Raw genomic sequence first — 17,145 nt, 5'->3', positions numbered from 1 at the left:
ACGGCCAGATAGTGCCAGCAATTGCGGCTCAACCTTTAGGCTAATCATGCCCCTGGCAAGGATCTCATCTGCCGGGCGGTGGCCCGCCCGGCAAAGCATTACGCCTGACGCTTGTCTTCCGTGTTGGTATCGAAGTCGCTCGCCGCGTGGCGTTCGTGCAGTTGCTCGTTCAGCTCGCCGCTGGTGCGGTTAACGATGCGTCCACGCTTCACGGCATGGCGGTTCGCCACGTCTTTCGCCCAACGCTGGACGTTGGTGTACTTTTCGGCATCCAGGAACTCGGCGGCGTTATAGACGCTACCCAGGGCCACGCAGCCAAACCATGGCCAGATCGCCATATCCGCGATGGTGTACTCCTCGCCCGCCACGTAACGGCCGCGCGCCAGTTGTTTATCCAGCACGTCGAACAGGCGTTTGGCTTCCATGGTAAAGCGATCGATCGCGTACTCAATTTTCACTGGCGCGTAGTTGTAGAAGTGACCAAAACCGCCGCCCAGGAATGGCGCCGCGCCCTGCAGCCAGAACAGCCAGTTCAGCGTTTCGGTGCGTCCCGCCGGATCTTTCGGCAGGAAGTGACCAAACTTCTCTGCCAGATAGAGCAGGATATTGCCGGATTCAAAGACGCGCGTTGGTGGGGTCGTGGAGTGATCCCGCAGCGCCGGTATTTTCGAGTTCGGGTTCACTTCAACGAACCCGCTGGAGAACTGATCGCCCTCGCCGATGCGGATCAACCAGGCGTCATACTCCGCGCCCGTCACGCCCAGCGCCAGCAGCTCTTCAAGCATGATGGTCACTTTCTGGCCGTTAGGTGTTCCCAGCGAATAAAGTTGCAGCGGATGGGAGCCCACGGGGAGATCTTTCTCATGCGTCGCGCCCGAAATCGGGCGGTTAATATTGGCGAACGCGCCGCCGCCGTTCTTTTTCCATTCCCACACTTTCGGTGGCTGATAGGTGTTTTCGTCTGACATGTTGGCCTGCCTCTTTGGTGTTGTGTTGAGGCAGTTTAGCAGGTGGCAGGGGAACCGTTTAACGATGCGAGCGTAATGGACAGGGCAGGTGTATGATAATTCCACCTCTGTCAGGTTAATTACAACGTGCAGACGACGACAACCCTTCAAAAAATTGCCGCCTGCCTGTTTTAGGTTGGATACATGCGTAAAGGAAAGTTAAGCAGTGATGCGCCATTCGGGACGTTGTTAGGCTATGCGCCGGGTGGTGTGGCGATTTACTCCTCAAATTACGGCAGTCTGGACCCGCGAAAATACCCGGAAGATGCGGATTTTCGCAGTTATATCGGCAACGAATACATGGGCCACAAATGGCAGTGTGTTGAGTTTGCCCGCCGTTTCCTGTTCCTCAACTATGGTTTCGTGTTTACCGACGTCGGCATGGCGTGGGAGATCTTCTCCCTGCGCTTTTTGCGTCAGGTGGTGAACGATAACATTTTGCCCCTTCAGGCGTTTGCCAACGGCTCGAAGCGCGCGCCGCGCGCCGGGGCGCTGCTGATCTGGCAAAAGGGTGGAGAGTTTCATGAGACCGGCCACGTGGCGGTGATCACCCAGCTTCTGGACGACAAGGTGCGCATTGCAGAGCAGAACGTCCTGCACTCCCCGCTGCCGCTCGGGCAGCAGTGGACGCGCGAGCTGCGGCTGAGCGTGGAGAACGGATGTTACACAATCCATGACACCTTCAGCGACACGGAAATTCTCGGCTGGATGATCCAGACCGACGACACGGAACACAGCATTCCCCAGCCGGAAATCGACGGTGAACTGCTGAAAATCCGCGGTGCGCGGCTGAAAAACAAACGTCAGTTCGACGGAAAATGGCTCAACGAAAATGACGCGCTGCAGCAGGCGTATATCCGCGCGAACGGTCATGTGATCAATAAAGATCCCTGCCAGTACTTCACCATCACCGAAAGCGCCGAGCAGGAGCTGATCAAGGCCACCAACGAACTGCACCTGATGTACCTGCACGCGACGGACAAGGTGCTGAAAGATGACAATTTGCTGGCGCTTTTCGACATTCCAAAAATCCTCTGGCCGCGCCTGCGCCTCTCCTGGCAGTGGCGTCGTCACCATATGATCACCGGCCGTATGGATTTTTGCATGGATGAGCGCGGGATTAAGGTCTACGAGTACAATGCCGACTCCGCGTCCTGCCATACCGAGGGCGGGTTGATTCTCGAAGAGTGGGTGAAAAACGGTTATCGCGGCCACGGTCATAACCCGGCAGAAGGGTTGCTGGAAGAGCTGACCGGCGCGTGGAAACACAGCCACGCGCGTCCGTTCGTGCACATCATGCAGGACAACGATGTCGAAGAGGATTATCACGCGCTCTTTATTCAGCGTTCACTGCTGCAGGCCGGGTTTGAAACCAAAATTTTGCACGGGCTGGGGGCGCTAAGCTGGGATGCTGCCGGGCAGCTGATTGACGACGAAGGTCGCCACGTCAACTGCGTGTGGAAAACCTGGGCGTGGGAAACGGCGATAGAGCAAATCCGCGAGGTCAGCGAAACCGAATATGCTGCCGTGCCGATTCGGACCGGACATCCCGAGGGTGAAGTGCGCCTGATCGACGTCCTGCTGCGTCCGGAAGTGCTGGTCTTTGAGCCGCTGTGGACGGTGATACCGGGTAACAAAGCCATTCTGCCGGTACTGTGGCAGCTTTTCCCGAACCACCGTTACCTGCTCGACACCGATTTTGAGGTTAACGACCTGCTGAAACAGACCGGTTATGCCGTCAAGCCGATTGCCGGACGCTGCGGCAGCAATATCGATCTCATTAGTGCCCAGGACGAACTGCTGGATAAATCCAGCGGTAAGTTTATCGATCGCAAAAACATTTACCAGCAGCTGTGGTGCCTGCCAAACGTCGACGGCAAATACATTCAGGTCTGCACCTTTACCGTCGGCGGGAACTACGGCGGCACCTGTCTGCGCGGAGATGACTCGCTGGTGGTGAAGAAAGAGAGCGATATTGAACCGCTGATTGTGGTGAAGGATAAGTAACTCAGAACCGCTCGAAATAGCTCCCCGCAGACCATTCTGCGGGGACGTTTCTTCACTCTTCTTCCTCGTCCTGCTGACTGATCTTTAAATCAATAATACGGCCAATCCGATCGTGATAGACCGTCAGCAGGTTGTACTGGCTCATCTCGGAGATGATCTGTGGTGAGACATTAAAGCTGCGGGCCAGCTCCTCCTGGTGAAAATAGCCCGGCTGACGCCGTCTTACATGCGTGCGGCGGCGGTTGTACTGATACCACAAAATTAGCAGCCATCCGTTAAGCGCGGCGAACAGCAAATAGATCAACACCGTATTAAAGGAGGCAATAATGACGCTCCACCGGTGTTCACTCTCTTCGGTTAACTGCATCCACAGCCTGGCATACAGGAAAAACAGAAATCCTCCCCACGCCACCAGAGTTAACGCGGCATCGAAAAGACGTGGTAACAGCCGATGTTCAGTCAAAATTAAGGTATTTTCGTTCATTGAATGCTTCCTTTTCCCCGGTCCGGACTGATCCAGCGCGCGCGGGCACGCTGACGTTTAAGCATGACTTTCGGAAACGCGACGAGGGTAGTGAACAGGCCAATCATCCAGTACACCATCGGGAACCAAATCACCCAGAAAAGCGAGCTTGCCACCTTCCGCTCGTATCGCCGCTCGATGAACAAACTGACCAGGAACTGCAGCAGGCACATGACGCCCAACAGCAGACCGGTGAACGCGGGTGGGAACAGGGTCTCAACGGTCAGCCTGGCGGGAATCGGCGCGACCTGGCTGATAATGAACAGCAGTACCGTCATCGCGTAAGCGAACGCCCACAGCGTGGACAGCGCGTACTCCAGAAACAGGGGCCACATGCGATGATGCTCCCAGCGCACAACCTTGCGAAGGTTGACCAGAAACACCTCCGCGCCGCCCTGAGCCCAGCGCAGGCGCTGTTTCCACAGGCCTTTGAGCGTCTCCGGCATCAGGATCCAGCACAGCGCCCGCGGCTCGAAAAAGATATCCCAGTGGCGCAGCTGAAGCTTCCAGCTTATGTCGATGTCTTCCGTGATCATATCCGGGCTCCAGTACCCGACGTCCGCCAGCGCCTGGCGGCGAAAGGCGGCGATGACGCCGGACACGGTAAAGACCCGGCCATAGATCCGCTGCGTGCGTTTGATAAGGCCAATAATGGACGAGAACTCGCCCACCTGAATGCGCCCAATCAGCGAGGATCGCGTGCGAATGCGCGGATTGCCGGTGACCGCGCCGACGTGAGGATACTGAATCAGCGGGGCTACCAGATAAACCGCAGTGTCGCGGTCGAGCAGGGCGTCGCCATCAATGCAGACCAGCAGATCGCCCCGGGCTGCCGCGGCACCCGCTTTTAGCGCGACGGCTTTTCCCTGGTTCTCCGCGAGGTTAATTACCCGCAGGCGCGGCTGCTCCTGCGCCAGCTGCTGCAGCACGTCCGCCGTGTTATCAGAAGAGCCATCGTTAATGGCGATAACCTCTATATTCTTATACCGCTGATCCAGCGCGGCGCTGATGGTCTCTCTGGCGTTCCTTTCCTCATTGAAACAGGGGATCAGAATGGAAATAAGCGGCTCGCCAGCGAGCGAGGGTGGTGGGGTCTCTTTATCCCACGACCAGTGGCGTTCAAGCTGAAACCAGAAATAGAGTCCGCCGGTGACCCAGAGCACGGACATGAACAGCGGCCAGAAGAACACAAAATCCAGAATCAGTTCGCCGGTAAAAAGGGCGGCCACGCCTAAAGGCAACCCGAATACCAGACACAAAATAGAAAAAGCGATGATGCGATCAGTCATTGTCAGGGTACCAGTAGGAAGAAAATTCAGGCCTGATGCGGGAGATATCAGGCTGGTTGTTGATGAAATCGTCGGGGTAGTAGCCGTAGTTTTTGACGCCGTTCAGCTGGAGAACGCGCATCCACTGGACAAGCTGTTTATCGGAAACGGCACGCTGCGTTTTTTGCTCCCAGTCTCTGGCCTGCAGTTCGAAAATGGTTTTATCGAGCGCGCCGGGCCGTGCGGCGACCACGTTAACCAGACGCGTCAGCCAGGCGTCGCTTTCGTTCGCCGGAACGGACTCCATCAGCGGCATGGCCATCGGCACCGTCCAGTCATAGGCCGCCAGAAAATCATCAAAATTCTGTGCAAACCAGGCTTCGCTTTCAGGCTCAAGGATGGGTAAGACGAACATATTGCGTGCGGTTTTGATCTGCGGTCCCCGGATGTGCTTCACCGCCTGGCCCAGCGCACGGGTAAAGCCCATCAGCAGACGGCTTTTCTGACGCGTTGTGTCCTGAGCGGCGTCTTGTCCGGCATCGTCAACGTCCGTCAGCACCGCATCGTCATGGAACAAAATCCCATTGAAGGTGCTATAGCGGGCCAGATCTTCATAGATGTCCGTCACCTGCTGGCGAACCTGCGGGTTCCACGGGGAGAGCCGGATATAAGGTTCAGTGGCCTCGTGCAGCTGGCCCGTTTGACGATCCCGACGCTGCACGCGCGGCAGGGAGGGATCGAGATCGAACGAGAGCACCGGCATCCACGCGAAGACTTTCACCCCCGCACGGGTCTGGAGCTGCCAGGAGACAAAATTGAACAGATCGGCGCGGACCGGAAGCCGACGGTTGGGAAAATAGAGCGCGTTGATCCGGCCATCGCCCTGCGGGTCGGCAAACGCCTGCAGGAAAACATGGCTGATTTTCATGTCGTAAACTCGCTGGATCAGCCTGTTGATATTTTGGGTTTGCTGGGCCGGATCGGGATCGTAAACGTAGTCGAGGTCGACGTGCATGACGCGAACGGGATCGTGTTCCTGGATCTGGCTGACCGAACTGGCAAAGGTTTTTAGCGAAGGATTACCGGCGATCAGCAGACGGGGAATGTTGCCAGGGTCATTTACGTCCCCCAGACCGTCTTCCAGCGTAAAGGCCAGCTGGTAACCCTGTTGTCTGGCGATGGCGAGCGACGTACCGTTGGCGGCACCGTAAGGCCAGACCCAGGCGCGCGGTGCTTTGCCCGTCACCTGCGTGATTTTCTCGGTCACTTTATGCACGTCGTCGCCGATCCGCTGGCTGAACTGCCGATCGGTTTCATAGCGGCCCGTCGCCTTATCGTAAAAGCGATTGGCGATGGCAGGCTCGCGGCTTCCCTGAGGGTTAGCCACGATACCGTAATGGGAGGCCCAGGTATGTGAGCCGATCTCAATCAGCGGAGACTGGCTGAGCTCGCGCACCATGTCCCACGTTGCGAAGCGATCGCGGGGCGTCATCAGACCACCAAAATTGACCTTTTGATTTGCTGGCGTGTCCACCCAACTGCCTACCGGTGCCCACAGGGCAGGGACGTTCCAGGCCTGAAGCAGTGGCCAGACGCGGGTATAAAAGCTGCTGTAGCCGTCGTCAAAACTGAGCAAAACGGCTTTCGGCGGCAGCGTTTTTTTTCCGTCATGGGCATCCAGAATGTCCTGCACGCTGATGGCGTGATAGCCGTTATGCAAAAGCCAGCTTATTTGCTCGTTTAACGCGCTGGTGCGAACGGAGAGGTAGCGCTGATCGGCGGCATCATCTTCGACGTCGTGGTAGGCCAGCACCAGAAATCGATTCGTTGGCCAGGGCTTGCTCGCCTCCAGCTGGGGTCTCTCTTTGGGGGCAATAAACGGGAGTGCCTGGGCGCAAATGCTCGCGCTGAGGCAGAACCAGCCAATGAGTATCACACTCACGGAAAAACGTATGTTCAGCATATTCATCCTTAAAAGCGTAAAGTCGCATCAAACGTGACGGAGAGATTGCTCTCGCGCTTGCCGTCGTAAGGGCGTTTATCCCAGTTCAGCATCACGCCGGTATCGATGACGTTGTTCCACTGGATGCGTTGTCCGTAGCCCAGCAGGGTGATGGCCCCGGCGGACTGGTTTTTCTGCCAGTAGCTGCCGCCGCCTGCCACGAACTGCTGGCTCCAGAGGGTGTCGTAATGGCGATACATCTCATGATCGACGGACAGAGCGGCCGTTACGGACAGATCCCGCGCCGGGTTGTAATAGAGCGTGTCCCGCAGGCTGTTTTTACTGGCGGCGATCCCCGGTTCGAGATCCAGCGTCAGGGACGGGGTTTGCCAGAGACGCCCCTTACCCGTAAGGGTGTATTCCTGACGGTGGTTGTGGTCTGAGAAGCGGCTGACGGCGGCGCTAAACTGATACTCACGTCGCTCGTTTTGATACCAGCGCACGCCGCCTTCCCCCCGGTTGGCGCTAATCCCGTTGCGTAATGCCCGTAAGGGCGTGGTGCGAGATACGCGTTCAAGGCTGCCGCTGAGCTGCCAGTTATCGGTGAGAAAGTAAGTTGTGGAAAGGCGAGCCCCCGGCTTGTTCGCGCCGTGATAGCGGTTGCTGGAGAGCTCGGCTTCGAGCTGGAGGTCACGAGGCCGCCATTCCACGCCGCCCAGGAGGTGGCGGCTGGTGCCTTTGCCTTCATCGAAATTACCCTCTGCATAGCGGGTGCCGGCAAACAGCCGCCAGTTATCCGCAACTGGCGGGCCATAGAGCGTGGCGTCCCAGTTCAGGTCGTGCGTACCGCTGACGGGGTTATCGGAGTGCAAACCCTTGCTCGCATTGAGGCGCAGCTCGGACATATGATGAACCGTTCTGAGCCTGTCCAGACGACGGGCACTGCGATCGACCGGCGCGCGAGCAAGCACGTCGTCGGCCAGTAAATCCATCTCATGCCACTCCTGTAGATCCATGGCGACGTAAGCCTGCTGCTGCTCAAGCTCCAGATTTGATGGCTCCAGTGCCTCCGCCATTTTCAGCTTCTGCTCGGCCGCACGCGGCAGGCCCCGCGCCTGTAGCAAAGTGGCGTAGTCAATCTGCAATCCCTGGTTGCCCGGCGCCGTTGTCGCCAGACGCTGAGATAGCTTTTCGGCTTCAGGCAGGGCGTGGGTCGCCAGCAGATAGTTAAAACGGAGAGACTGCCCGGTGAGCCATCGATCGTTCGGCTGAGGGGTAGGGGAACCGAAATCGTAGCGGGTCCAGGGGACGTTACGGGTCTGGCGCTCTACATACTGGCGGGCGGCCCGATACTGCCCGGTATCCAGCCAGGCGTAGAAAAGTGCGTGCTCTTCGTCCTGCGGATCGGCGGCGTATTGCGGATAGTGTTGCAGAAGCGAGAAGGCGGCATCGGCGTTTTTCTCCTGCAGATACGCGGAGATAACCCAGCCGATTGCCCAGTCCGGCACCGGGTGCTGCGCTGCCGTAAGATCCTGATACTCGCTGATGACCTGCGGATAATCAGCATGGGCGTACAGCGCGCCGAGCCGGTCTATACGCGCAAGGATGACATCTTCCGCCGCCTGCGGCTCGCTTTTCCAGCGAGAAAGCAGAACGTCGTAACGATTCAGCGCAGATTGCGCAAGCTGCAGGCGCTCCTTTTCTGTTCTGCCTGGCACATCGGCAAGGCGAACCCTTTCGGCGGCGGCGTTACGCTCAAGACGGCGACGCTCCGCCGGGGACAGCGGCACCCGCTGTGAAAGTACGAGCGCGGGGGTATTCACGCGGTTATCCGTCAGGGCGTCGACAAGCTCGCTGAGCAGGACATTATTCTCTGGCGCGGTAGCCAGTGCGCGCGTGTCCGCCAGAAGCCGATCCCAGCTTTTTCCCTGGCGTAACCAGACATACGAGAGCGTCTGAAGATGCGCCTGAGTGGGGTTTTGGGTGACCAGCTGCCGGGCTTCCTGCAGCGCGAGTGCATCCATGCGGGCATCGGCCAGGGTTTTGATATAGCCGATACGATAATCATCGTTATTCGGCGCAAGGCTGCACGCCTCTTTCCAGAGCGATAAGGCTGGCTGCCACGCTTTTTGATTTCTCCTGGCCTGTGCAACGGCAGCAACGCCGCGAGCGGGCAGCGGCATATAAATGCCATAACGCTGCCAGACCTCAATCACCTCATCATCATGACCTGCCCAGGATGCCACCTGTAACCAGTCTGCGACCTGTTCAGGCGTCAGGGCGTGCTGTTGCTGATAATGCTGCAGATAATCAAGAAACGGCGTGTAATTACCGTTACGCGCCTGTTGAATCTGTTGTTCATAAACGGATTCCGTTGCCTGAACCAGAACAGGAAAGAGTAATAACAGTAACAATAATCCTGGGGTGCGATAAAAGAATAACGTATTGAAGCGAAGCGATCTTTCCATATCTATTTGCCATTTGTTTATCATGAATCCATTGCATAACACGGCTGCCTTTTAACTGTGCGTTAAAGGCGATAAATGAGAACATTAAATCTGAATGCAGTAACGTTATGGGGTACTTACTAAAAGGTAATTATGGATCCTTATCTCGGTAGATTGGGTAAACGGTAATGTACACCTGATATGTTGCCGGATAAATATGGTGAATAGAGGCTGGGTGGTTTTGAGATAATTCTGTAGTGAGCGGTTTTTTATGATTATATTGAAGGGGTTTTGTATTTATAACATTATGATATTTAAGTGTTTTATTTTTATTGTGACAAATTTGTTTATATTTTTAATGAGGCCTGGAAGCATCAATTAAAGTACTTTCTTGTGCATGTTTGGGAAGTTTCATGACAAAAATTCTTAATGTTTAGCGAAGTGTCTTTTCTGAGATTGTTTTTTATTTATAATTAATGTCAGACATTGAATGATGGTCTACAGGAAGTCTTACTCATCAATGTGTGTATTGAGGGATGTTCAAAGCCAGAATACATTTGTCGTTAATATAACAGCGCTATAAAACGAAGGCGGCCTTCTCTCGGAAGGAGCGTTCTTGCTTTAATCTAAAAGGGATGGTTAGTGGCAACTTCAATAGTGTTAGTGACTCAGGATCGCTATCTTGTCAGGGGCATGAGGCTTTTTTTTCCAGATATTATCCTGCTCGACTCGATTGACAGAAACATATTTGATAATGGTGCCGACGAATACTCTGTATTGATTGATAGTCGTTCTCCGCTCCGTTTATATGATTACCTGATACGTCATCCGGCCAGAACAAGGAAAACGATCTGCTGCGTTATGCTGGATATGCGACATCGCGAAGAGAATCTACTCAGTATGAAGTTGTTTATGAACACGTCGCTCACCGCGCCGGATATGGCGTCGCTGTTTAATCTGGTGCTCAACATGAAGGGCAGGCGTCTGACAACCAAATGGCTGCTTAACTTACGGCTTAGCACGCACGAGGCGATCATGCTGCGGTTGCTGAGGGCAGGGATGTCGATGGAAGCCGTTGCCGATGAGCTGAATACGTCGGTGAAAAGCCTCTACCGCAAACGAACGGCGCTTTCGGAACGACTGGGGGCGGAGAACTTCAATGAGGCGTGTTTGTTTATCTTTAAAAATAAACTGCTGGATGTGATTGGGAACGATCCCTAGATTGAAAAGAGACCAAAAGCAAAAACCCGCCTTTTGGGCGGGTTCTTTAAATAGTGGTGCCCGGACTCGGAATCGAACCAAGGACACGGGGATTTTCAATCCCGCCCTGACTCTACGCAGTTTTCAACGCCAGCCATGCCGCCAGTTCCGGGCAGTGGGTGACCAGACGGCCTTCTTCGCGCCGGTATTGCAGCAGATCTGAGGAACAGGATTTATCGGTACCGTTGTAGCGGACAAGGTGCCCTGACAGGCAGGCGCTAAGCAGGATTATATCTTTGATGGGCATGGGAGATACCTTTGATAAGGTGCGTAGTAACGCGCTTATCTCGATACCGGCGGATATAAGGTGGCAGAAAATGAGCGGGTGGCGGTTGGATTTTGGGGGAGAGGAAACGCGTATTATAATGAAAAACGAACAGTATCTTCTGCTCTTTAACCCCGTTTATGAACTGCCAGAGGCTAAGCCATGTGTTTTATCCTGAGCGGGTGATACCAGAAGGAGACTCCTGGAAGTGATTGAAAAATTTAAAAGGACGTTAGAAATGAATAAATATCTGTCTGGTCTGTGTGTTGTTTCTTTTTTTTATTTTTCTTCAATAGGTTACGCGCACTCTGCGGGGCTAAATAAAGTTCAGGTTAGTATCAAACCCAGCAGCGCTAATAGAGGATATATCCCGGTAATTTCTAATGCAGATGAAATCGAGTCTTCTGATTTCAGGGAGTCGGACCTAAGGGAGATGCAGGATAGCCTGAGGAAGATGAAGTCCGACAACCGCAAAGTCGATGAGCTAACTCAGAAGGTTTTGCAGCTTGAGAGAAAGAATTCTGAGCAGGAGAGTAAGATCGAGCGTTTGCAAAGAAGCCTTGATGACATGAAGCGGAGCAACGACAACCTTTCAAATCAGGTCAGCAATTTATCCGGCAAAATTAAGTGATAAAAAAGAGCCACCGCCAGTATTAACTTATCGGGCTATTAGCGTAAGCGTGCCTGCATTAAAGCCACGCTTATCAGCGCACAGAAATCGGCCGTAGCCATAAAGCAAAAACCCAGCCATAGGCTGGGTTTTCTAAATAGTGGTGCCCGGACTCGGAATCGAACCAAGGACACGGGGATTTTCAATCCCCTGCTCTACCGACTGAGCTATCCGGGCAACGGGGCGCATTAAACCTGATCTGCTTCCTGCCGTCAACGAAAAATGTTGTTTTCGTTACGGACTGCGCAATCTCTCGCCATTTCGCCGCACTCTTAAGCGAAAAAGCGCGTCCAGAGCGCTGAGAGCGGCATGGCGATCAGCAGCGCGGGCAGCATATTCACCACGGCAAACATCTTAATCCCGCAGATGCGTAACCCGGTCGCCAGCAACAGCAGGCCGCCGACGGCGGTAAAGTCTGCCATCATCGCCGGCGTGGTGAGCGGGAGTATCAGCGCGGCGCAGGTGGCGAGAGCCAGCTGAATCAGCAGCATCGGAACGCAAATTGCCGCGACGGCGATACCGAGCGTGGTGGCAAAAATGGTGGCGGTGAAGAAATCGAGAAACGCTTTCGCAATTAATATGCTCGGATCGCCCGTCATCCCTTCCTGCATCGAACCGAATATCCCGGTGCCGCTGGCACAAAACAGAATAATGATCGCAACGTAGTTCTGAATAAACGACTCGTGCGAACCGTTTTTCGCCTTACCGGGTCGGGCAATCAGGTTTTTGGCTTTGCCTACCGCGTTATTGATGCCTTTTTCCAGATAGCAAAATTCGCCAATCAGTGCGCCGAGCAGCGTTGCCAGCACCATGACGGGCAGGTTGGCGCATTTGATGACTAAAAGGATGCCGATGCCCAGCGAGGCCAGGCCAAAAATAGACGGCATGGAGGTACGAATACGCTCCGGTAGCCGCTGGCTTAACACGCCGCCAAGTATGCCGCCCAGCAGCACTGCGCCGGCGTTGATAAAGGGTCCAATTACCACCGCTAACTCCTGTTACTTAATCATTGGTATTGCATGATTATGACACGCAAAGCGGGCATTACGCTTAGCTTTGGAAGGTTTTGTGCATATTGATTCCTTCTTGCACCTCAAAATAAAAGGTGACATTATTGCGCGAATTTTCTCCTCCCTGTCTCACCGTTCGGTGAGGGTAATTAGCGCCTATGAAAACCATGAAAATTGCCGTCAGCCGCGAGCTGCTCTCCACTGTCTCAACCCACCGTGAAAAGGTGACGCTGGATAACACGGATTTTACCGATGTGGCGGCAGTCGTCATGACAACTGCTGAAAGTCGCAGCGGTATTCTCGCGTTGCTGAAACGCACGGGCTTTCAGTTACCGGTGTTTATTTTCTCGCAGGAGCAAACGGACGTGCCTGACGGTGCTACCGCGGTCATCTCGGGGAAAGCGCAGGAGTTTCTGGAACTGGAGACTGCTGCCAGCCGTTACGAAGAAAATCTGCTGCCGCCGTTTTTCGACACCCTGAGCCAGTACGTGGAGATGGGTAACAGCACCTTCGCCTGTCCTGGTCACCAGCACGGGGCGTTTTTCAAAAAGCATCCGGCGGGACGACAGTTTTTTGATTTCTTCGGTGAGAACGTGTTTCGTGCCGACATGTGCAATGCTGACGTGAAACTCGGGGATTTACTGATCCACGAAGGGTCCGCCAAGCATGCGCAAAAGTTCGCGGCGAAAGTGTTCAATGCGGATAAAACCTACTTCGTGCTGAACGGCACGTCGGCGGCCAACAAGGTGGTGACCAACGCGCTGCTGACGCGTGGCGATCTGGTGCTGTTCGACCGCAACAACCATAAATCTAACCACCACGGGGCGCTGATTCAGGCAGGCGCCACGCCGGTGTATCTTGAGGCTGCGCGTAATCCATTTGGCTTTATTGGCGGGATTGACGAGCACTGTTTTGATGACGCGTACCTGCGCGATCTTATCCGCGAGGCTGCGCCGGAGAAAGCCGACGAGGCGCGTCCGTTCCGCCTGGCGATCATCCAGCTTGGCACCTACGACGGCACGATCTACAACGCCCGTCAGGTGATCGACAAGATCGGCCATCTGTGTGATTACATCCTGTTTGACTCTGCCTGGGTGGGCTACGAGCAATTTATTCCGATGATGGCGGAAACGTCTCCGCTGTTGCTGGAGCTGAACGAGAACGATCCTGGCATTTTTGTGACCCAGTCGGTGCATAAGCAGCAGGCCGGGTTCTCGCAAACGTCGCAGATCCATAAAAAGGATAACCACATTCGTGGCCAGGCGCGGTTTTGCCCCCATAAGCGGCTGAACAATGCATTTATGCTGCACGCCTCCACCAGCCCGTTTTATCCGCTGTTTGCAGCGCTGGATGTGAATGCCAAAATTCATGAAGGCGAGAGTGGGCGCAGGCTGTGGGCGGAGTGTGTTGAGCTGGGCATTGAGGCGCGCAAGGCGATCATTGCCAACTGCCATATGATTAAGCCGTTTATCCCGCCGGTGGTGGCGGGGCGGCCGTGGCAGGATCATCCGACGCACGCCATTGCCAGCGAGCGCCGCTTCTTCAGCTTCGAGCCGGGGGCGAAATGGCACGGGTTTGCGGGTTATGCCCGCGAGCAGTACTTTGTCGACCCGTGCAAGCTGCTGCTGACCACGCCGGGTATTGATGCCGAAACCGGGGAATATACCGGGTTCGGTATTCCGGCGACCATTCTTGCGCACTACCTGCGCGAAAACGGCATCGTGCCGGAGAAATGCGATCTCAACTCAATCCTGTTCCTGCTGACGCCAGCTGAAAGCAGCGAGAAGCTGGCGCAGCTGGTGGCAATGCTGGGACAGTTCGAGCAGCATATTGAAGACGATACGCCGCTGTCGGACGTACTGCCGACCATCTACCAGAAATATCCGGTGCGCTACCGGGATTACACCCTCCGCCAGTTGTGTCAGGAGATGCACGATCTTTATGTCAGCTTTGACGTAAAAGATCTGCAGAAGGCGATGTTCCGCAAAGAAAGCCTGCCTGAGGTGGTGATGAATCCACAGGATGCGAACCAGGCCTACATTCGCGGTAACGTGGAGCTGGTGCGCATACGGGATGCCGAAGGGCGGATTGCTGCCGAAGGGGCGCTGCCCTATCCGCCTGGCGTGCTGTGCGTGGTGCCGGGTGAGGTCTGGGGCGGGGCGGTACAGCGTTACTTCCTGGCGCTGGAAGAGGGCATCAACCTGCTGCCGGGCTTCTCGCCGGAGCTGCAGGGGGTATACAGCGAGAAGGATGCGGACGGGATTAAACGGCTGTATGGATATGTGTTGAGGTAGTGCGGGCTGCTGCCCTCACCCTAACCCTCTCCCACAGGGAGAGGGAACGTTTCATCAAACCGCACTACGCTTGTACATCCTCCTTGGATGCCCAATCTTCCCGTACAGCATCTCCACGCTCAGAAACCCCGCCTCCACGCAGTGCTCCAGATAGCGCCGGGTAGTGGTTTTACTCAACCCCGTTTCGCTCACCACCTCATCCACGGTAAAGCAGTGCGTCGCCTTGTCGTTGAACAGCGCCTGCACCCTGGCCAGCGTATTCTCCTCAATCCCTTTGCTGCCGTTGTCCTGGCGGTAGTTCTTCGCCTGGAGTTGATACAGTGAATCGACGTTTTGCTGATCGACAATCTTCCAGACGCGCTGCTGTTCGGCAAATTGCACAAAGCGCTCCAGCGACTGGCTGAGGCGCTTCCAGGAAACCGGCTTAAGGATATAGTCAAACGCGCCGTTGCGGATGGCCTGGCTGCAGGTGTCCATATCGCTGGCGGCGGTGATGAAAATCACCGAGCAGTTGGCGCGGGTCAGCATCGGGTTACTGATAAGGGTGATGCCTTTGCCGTCCGGCAGATAGTTATCCAGCAGCATCAGCTGAGGCTGTTTACGCTCAAGCTGAACCTGCGCGTCGGCCAGTGACGAGGCAATCCCCACCAGTCTCAGACGCGGGTGTTTGCTGATGAGCTCCGCGTGCAGCTGTGCCAGTTCGTTCTCGTCTTCAACAATCAGTACGTCGATAAGTTCATGATGCATAGTCGGTGTCTTCCAGTTGCCGGACGGTTCCCGAGGCCGGGATAAACAATGAGAAAATGGCGCCGCGTGGGGTATTATCGGCAACTTCTATCGCGCCGCCAGCCTGCGTAACGTAGCTTTCGATCAGATACAGACCAATCCCATGATCGCCGCGTGTTTTGGTGGTGATGCCGCGTTCAAAGATCCGCTCACGGATCTCCGGTTTAATGCCTACGCCCTGGTCGGCGACTTCAATAATCAGCTCCTGCTCGCTGAGTTTTATCAGCACTTCCACCGGCGCATGGGGAAGCGGCGAGCGCTGTGTTGCTTCGATGGCGTTATCCAGCAGGTTACCAATAATCGAAATCAACTCTTGCTCCCCAAGCGGCAGGAACGGCTTATCCAGCCGACAGGCCGGGTCGAAACTCAGCTCGACGCCTTTTTCCCGCGCTCGGGCGGCTTTCCCGAGCAGCAGGCCGCACAGGGTGGGAGAACTGAAGCGCGACGAGATAAAGTCCAGCAGCTCCTGGGCATGTTCCGACTGCGCCTGTATGTAGCCAATCGCCTCCTCATAGCGGCCCATATGCAGCAGGCCGGAGAGGGTGGTCATCCGGTTTAACTGCTCGTGGCGCATAATGCGCAGGTTATCGACATAGCGTTTTACCTGGCTGAGCTGGGCGCTCAGAGAGTCGATTTCGTTGCGATCGCGGAAGGTGATCACCCAGCCCTGCAGCGAGCCCTCAAGCATGATGTGAACCCGGCTGGCAATCACCGTGAGATCGTTAAAACGGCAAATCTCATCGTGGGTATCTTTAGCCAGCATCGTCTGCGTGTCGAAGAACGGGACCGGGTCGATCACCTGGCTTATCAACTGCCCGCGCAGTTCACGCGCCGGCTGGCTCAGCCCCAGCAGTTTGCGCGCCGCCTGGTTGATAACTTCTATGCGCCGTTCGTTATCAATGGCAATCACCCCTTCGTAGATAGATTCCATCATCGCCTTTTGCTGACGTACCAGCAGGCCGATTTCTCGCGGTTCGAGGGAGAAGATCTGCTTCTTTATACTGCGGGTAAAGAACCAGGAGAAGATAAAGAGGGCCAAAAGCAGCAGCACGGCGGCAATCAGGATATTGACCACTTTACTGACGGTAATGGTATCCAGGTAGCTGGTGAGATAGCCCACGGAAACAATGCCAACCACCTGCCCGGCATCGTTGAAGATAGGGGCTTTACTGCGCAGCGAAATACCCAGTCCGCCTTTACGGATGGTTGTCGTGCTTTTCCCCTGCAGGACGGCCTCATTGTCGCCACCAACCAGCGTCGTGCCCACTCTGTCGGCAAAGACGGAATGAAAAAGGTGCTTTCCCGTGTTATCTCCAATGACAATAAAGCTGGCATCGCTATGGGCAGCCATTTTCTGCATAAAATCATGGATCGCGGTGATATCTTTTTGTTCAACTTCATTGCGTAATGACGGAATAAGCGCAATCTCCTCCGCCTGTATTTTTGCGCGCGCACTCATTTCCTGATAAAGCTGCTTACCGACATCGGCATAATAATATCCGCCCAGCAACGCAAAAAGCACTGAGAAAAAGGCAACCAGCGAAATAAACAACTTAATCTGGAAAGAGACTTTCATAACTATCACGCAAGGTAGCGACAAAGAACGCCAATATATCATCTTTTTTTCTGTGGTTGCCTGCGCTTTGCCGAAAACTTGTGATCCCTT

At 55.1% G+C, this 17,145-nt stretch carries 13 protein-coding genes and 1 tRNA gene; 4 read left to right on the top strand and 10 right to left on the bottom strand.

What is annotated here, in order from left to right; genetic code table 11:
- Positions 1-98: 98 nt before the first annotated feature.
- Positions 99-968: a glutathione-dependent disulfide-bond oxidoreductase gene (gene yghU / locus A4308_RS03430; protein ID WP_014885224.1), complete on the bottom strand. Its 870-nt coding sequence runs from the start codon at positions 966-968 to the stop codon at positions 99-101.
- A 183-nt stretch (positions 969-1,151) separates the two neighbouring features.
- On the opposite strand from yghU, the gene gss reads away from it, so the two are divergent.
- Complete coding sequence (gss, locus tag A4308_RS03425; protein WP_023331301.1) at positions 1,152-3,014, top strand: bifunctional glutathionylspermidine amidase/synthase; 1,863 nt, start codon at positions 1,152-1,154, stop codon at positions 3,012-3,014.
- 52 nt (positions 3,015-3,066) lie between these two features.
- Here gss and pgaD read toward each other — a convergent pair whose 3' ends face one another.
- From pgaD to pgaA, 4 genes are read right to left on the bottom strand one after another with little or no spacing between them, the layout of a single operon-like run.
- Positions 3,067-3,498, bottom strand: coding sequence for a poly-beta-1,6-N-acetyl-D-glucosamine biosynthesis protein PgaD (pgaD, locus tag A4308_RS03420; protein ID WP_014885222.1), 432 nt, complete (start codon positions 3,496-3,498; stop codon positions 3,067-3,069).
- A complete protein-coding gene (pgaC, locus tag A4308_RS03415) occupies positions 3,495-4,826 on the bottom strand; it encodes a poly-beta-1,6-N-acetyl-D-glucosamine synthase (protein WP_023331300.1) in 1,332 nt (443 codons plus the stop codon). Before pgaC ends, pgaD begins: the two co-directional genes overlap by 4 nt.
- Positions 4,819-6,768, bottom strand: a complete 1,950-nt coding sequence (pgaB, locus tag A4308_RS03410) for a poly-beta-1,6-N-acetyl-D-glucosamine N-deacetylase PgaB (RefSeq protein WP_045281444.1) — start codon at positions 6,766-6,768, stop codon at positions 4,819-4,821. The genes pgaC and pgaB overlap by 8 nt, the downstream gene beginning before the upstream one ends.
- 8 nt (positions 6,769-6,776) lie before the next feature.
- Positions 6,777-9,215 (bottom strand): poly-beta-1,6 N-acetyl-D-glucosamine export porin PgaA, encoded by a 2,439-nt coding sequence (gene pgaA / locus A4308_RS03405; RefSeq protein ID WP_063308470.1) that lies wholly within the window; start codon positions 9,213-9,215, stop codon positions 6,777-6,779.
- A 672-nt stretch (positions 9,216-9,887) separates the two neighbouring features.
- Between pgaA and A4308_RS03400 the strand changes: the two genes are divergently transcribed.
- On the top strand, positions 9,888-10,415 hold the full coding sequence (locus A4308_RS03400) for a helix-turn-helix domain-containing protein (RefSeq protein WP_045134821.1): 528 nt from the start codon (positions 9,888-9,890) through the stop codon (positions 10,413-10,415).
- A gap of 112 nt (positions 10,416-10,527) precedes the next feature.
- Here A4308_RS03400 and A4308_RS21585 read toward each other — a convergent pair whose 3' ends face one another.
- Entirely contained in the window at positions 10,528-10,701 is a 174-nt protein-coding gene (locus tag A4308_RS21585) for a DUF523 domain-containing protein (protein ID WP_157843661.1), read from the bottom strand.
- Positions 10,702-10,927: 226 nt separating this feature from the next.
- On the opposite strand from A4308_RS21585, the gene A4308_RS03390 reads away from it, so the two are divergent.
- Positions 10,928-11,350: a hypothetical protein gene (locus tag A4308_RS03390; protein WP_230278702.1), complete on the top strand. Its 423-nt coding sequence runs from the start codon at positions 10,928-10,930 to the stop codon at positions 11,348-11,350.
- 140 nt (positions 11,351-11,490) lie between these two features.
- On the opposite strand, the gene A4308_RS03385 is transcribed toward A4308_RS03390, so the two are convergent.
- Positions 11,491-11,566 (bottom strand) — tRNA-Phe (locus A4308_RS03385).
- A gap of 95 nt (positions 11,567-11,661) precedes the next feature.
- On the bottom strand, positions 11,662-12,375 hold the full coding sequence (locus A4308_RS03380) for a DUF554 domain-containing protein (RefSeq protein ID WP_023331294.1): 714 nt from the start codon (positions 12,373-12,375) through the stop codon (positions 11,662-11,664).
- A gap of 182 nt (positions 12,376-12,557) precedes the next feature.
- On the opposite strand from A4308_RS03380, the gene A4308_RS03375 reads away from it, so the two are divergent.
- Positions 12,558-14,693 carry an ornithine decarboxylase gene (locus A4308_RS03375; RefSeq protein ID WP_045281446.1) on the top strand — a complete coding sequence of 712 codons (2,136 nt, stop codon included), beginning with the start codon at positions 12,558-12,560 and terminating at the stop codon, positions 14,691-14,693.
- Between the two features lie 54 nt (positions 14,694-14,747).
- Here the strand turns inward: A4308_RS03375 and A4308_RS03370 are convergent, their stop codons facing one another.
- Positions 14,748-15,440, bottom strand: a complete 693-nt coding sequence (locus tag A4308_RS03370; RefSeq protein ID WP_014885212.1) for a response regulator — start codon at positions 15,438-15,440, stop codon at positions 14,748-14,750.
- On the bottom strand, positions 15,430-17,055 hold the full coding sequence (locus A4308_RS03365; protein WP_014885211.1) for an ATP-binding protein: 1,626 nt from the start codon (positions 17,053-17,055) through the stop codon (positions 15,430-15,432). Before A4308_RS03365 ends, A4308_RS03370 begins: the two co-directional genes overlap by 11 nt.
- Between the last annotated feature and the right edge of the window lie 90 nt (positions 17,056-17,145).

Source organism: Enterobacter sp. ODB01 (genome assembly GCF_001623605.1).
Classification (GTDB): Bacteria; Pseudomonadota; Gammaproteobacteria; order Enterobacterales; family Enterobacteriaceae; genus Enterobacter; species Enterobacter kobei.
Note: the sequence above shows the minus strand (reverse complement) of the source record. Positions and strands in the feature narration are given on the sequence as shown.